The sequence below is a fragment of the Nguyenibacter vanlangensis genome (assembly GCF_013376155.1).
GTDB classification, from domain to species: Bacteria; Pseudomonadota; Alphaproteobacteria; order Acetobacterales; family Acetobacteraceae; genus Gluconacetobacter; species Gluconacetobacter vanlangensis.
This window is the reverse complement of record NZ_JABXXP010000515.1, coordinates 1-2,049: the sequence shown is the minus strand read 5'-3', so window position 1 is coordinate 2,049 and position 2,049 is coordinate 1. Positions and strand designations below refer to the sequence as shown.

Annotated in this window: 3 protein-coding genes; all 3 read left to right on the top strand. The window is 68.5% G+C overall.

Features of this window, described 5'->3' with window-relative positions; all coding sequences use genetic code 11:
* On the top strand, positions 1-261 hold a 261-nt coding region (locus HUK84_RS16045; RefSeq protein WP_176641179.1), incomplete at its 5' end, for a phosphoadenosine phosphosulfate reductase domain-containing protein.
* Positions 262-319: 58 nt separating this feature from the next.
* Entirely contained in the window at positions 320-1,114 is a 795-nt protein-coding gene (gene cysD / locus HUK84_RS16040; RefSeq protein WP_176641178.1) for a sulfate adenylyltransferase subunit CysD, read from the top strand.
* A gap of 24 nt (positions 1,115-1,138) precedes the next feature.
* Positions 1,139-2,049, top strand: a 911-nt coding sequence (locus HUK84_RS16035; RefSeq protein WP_176641177.1) for a GTP-binding protein, incomplete at its 3' end; no start/stop codon positions are given.

The following is a 2,049-nucleotide window of genomic DNA, read 5'->3' as shown; positions in this document are numbered from 1 at the left end:
CAGGCCGCCACCCGCGCCCAGTTGCCGATCGTCGAGCGCACCCGGGACGGCCGCCTCAAGATCAACCCGCTGGCCCACTGGACCCCGGCCGAACTGGATGCCGAGATGACCCGCCGCGCCCTGCCCCGCCATCCGCTGGCCGGCCTGGGCTACAGATCGATCGGCTGCGCCCCCTGCACCCGCCCGGTGGGCGAGGGCGAGGATGCGCGCGCCGGCCGCTGGGCCGGCCTGGCCAAGACCGAATGCGGCATCCATGCCTGACGCCACACCCGGCACCGCCCGCCACACCCGTTCACCGCGCCTGAAAGAATCCCCCGTCATGGACGATCTCGACCAACTCGAAGCCCAGAGCGTTTACATCCTGCGCGAGGCGTATCGGAAGCTGAAGCCGCTGGCCATGCTGTGGTCGCTCGGCAAGGATTCCAACGTCATGCTCTGGCTGGCCCGCAAGGCGTTCCTCGGTCGCGTGCCGTTCCCGGTGATGCATGTCGATACCGGCAAGAAATTCCCCGAGATGTACCGTTTCCGCGACGAATACGCGCGCAAATGGGAACTGGAGCTGCTGCTGGGCGAGTGCCCCCCGGTCGAGGAAATCGATCCGACCCTGCCGCCGGCCGCCCGCTCGGCCGCGCGCAAGACGGCCGGCCTCGCCGCGATGATCGAGAAATACAAGCTCGAGGGCGTGATCGCCGGCATCCGCCGCGACGAACAGGCCACCCGCGCCAAGGAACGCATCTTCAGCCCGCGCGGCTCCAGCCACAAATGGGACGTACGCAACCAGCCGCCCGAATTCTGGGACCAGTACGCCACCCCGCATGAAGAGGGCGTGCATATCCGCGTCCACCCCCTTCTGGCGTGGCGCGAAATCGATATCTGGCGCTATATCGAGCGCGAGGGCATCCCGCTGGTCGATCTCTATTTCGCCAGGAACGGCAAGCGCTACCGCTCGCTGGGCGACCAGGACATCACCAGCCCGATCGACAGCGACGCCGCCACGGTGGCCGAAGTGATCGCCGAACTGCAGACCACCCGCACGTCCGAACGCGCGGGCCGCGCCATGGACCATGAATCCGAGGACGCGTTCGAGCGTCTGCGCGTCGCCGGCTATCTCTGACCCACGGACGGACCGAGGCAAATTATGAGCATTGATATCGCGGCCCGTCAGGATGCGGCCACCCCCATCGTCATCGTGGGCCATGTCGATCACGGCAAATCGACCCTGATCGGCCGCCTGCTGCACGATACCGACAACCTGCCCGAGGGCCGGGTGGCGCAGATCGTCGAATCCTCCAAGAAGCGCGGCCTGAAGATCGAGTGGAGCTTCCTGCTCGACAGCCTGCAGATCGAACGCGATCAGGGCGTGACCGTCGATTCGACGCGCATCCCCTTCCATCTGGACGCGCGCCAGTTCGTCATCGTCGACGCGCCGGGCCACCGGCAGTTCCTGCGCAACATGATCACCGGCGCCGCCGATGCCGAGGCCGCGGTCCTGGTCGTCGACGCGGCCGAGGGCGCGCAGGAACAGACGCGCCGCCATGCCATGCTGCTGCGCCTGATCGGCATCCGCCACGTGATCGTGCTGATGAACAAGGTCGATCTGCTGGAGTACGACCAGGCCCGCATCGCCGAATCCGAACGCGCGGTCGCTGCCCTGCTCCGCCAGCTCGACATCGAACCCAGCCTGTTCGTCCCCGCCTCGGCGCGCGAAGGCGACAATATCGCCGCCCGCTCGCCCCATATGGGCTGGTACCAGGGCCCGACCCTGACCGAGGCCCTGGCCCAGGTCCCCGCCCCCTCGGGCCGCGCCGACCTGCCGCTGCGCCTGCCGGTGCAGGACGTCTACCGCTTCGACAACAAGCGCGTGGTCGCCGGCCGCATCGAACGCGGCCGCGTCACCGTGGGCGACAGCCTGGTGATCGGCACCCACGGCACGGTGGCCCGCGTCGCCTCGATCGAAAGCTGGCATGCCGCGCCGCAGATCTCCGCGGTCGCCGGCCAGTCGGTGGCCATCACCCTCGAACCCGACGTCATCCCCGACCGCGGCGACCT

Bases quoted from the DNA above. Each gene is read 5' to 3' on its own strand.
- cysD (WP_176641178.1), top strand. From the start codon at position 320: ATGGACGATCTCGACCAACTCGAAGCCCAGAGCGTTTACATCCTGCGC.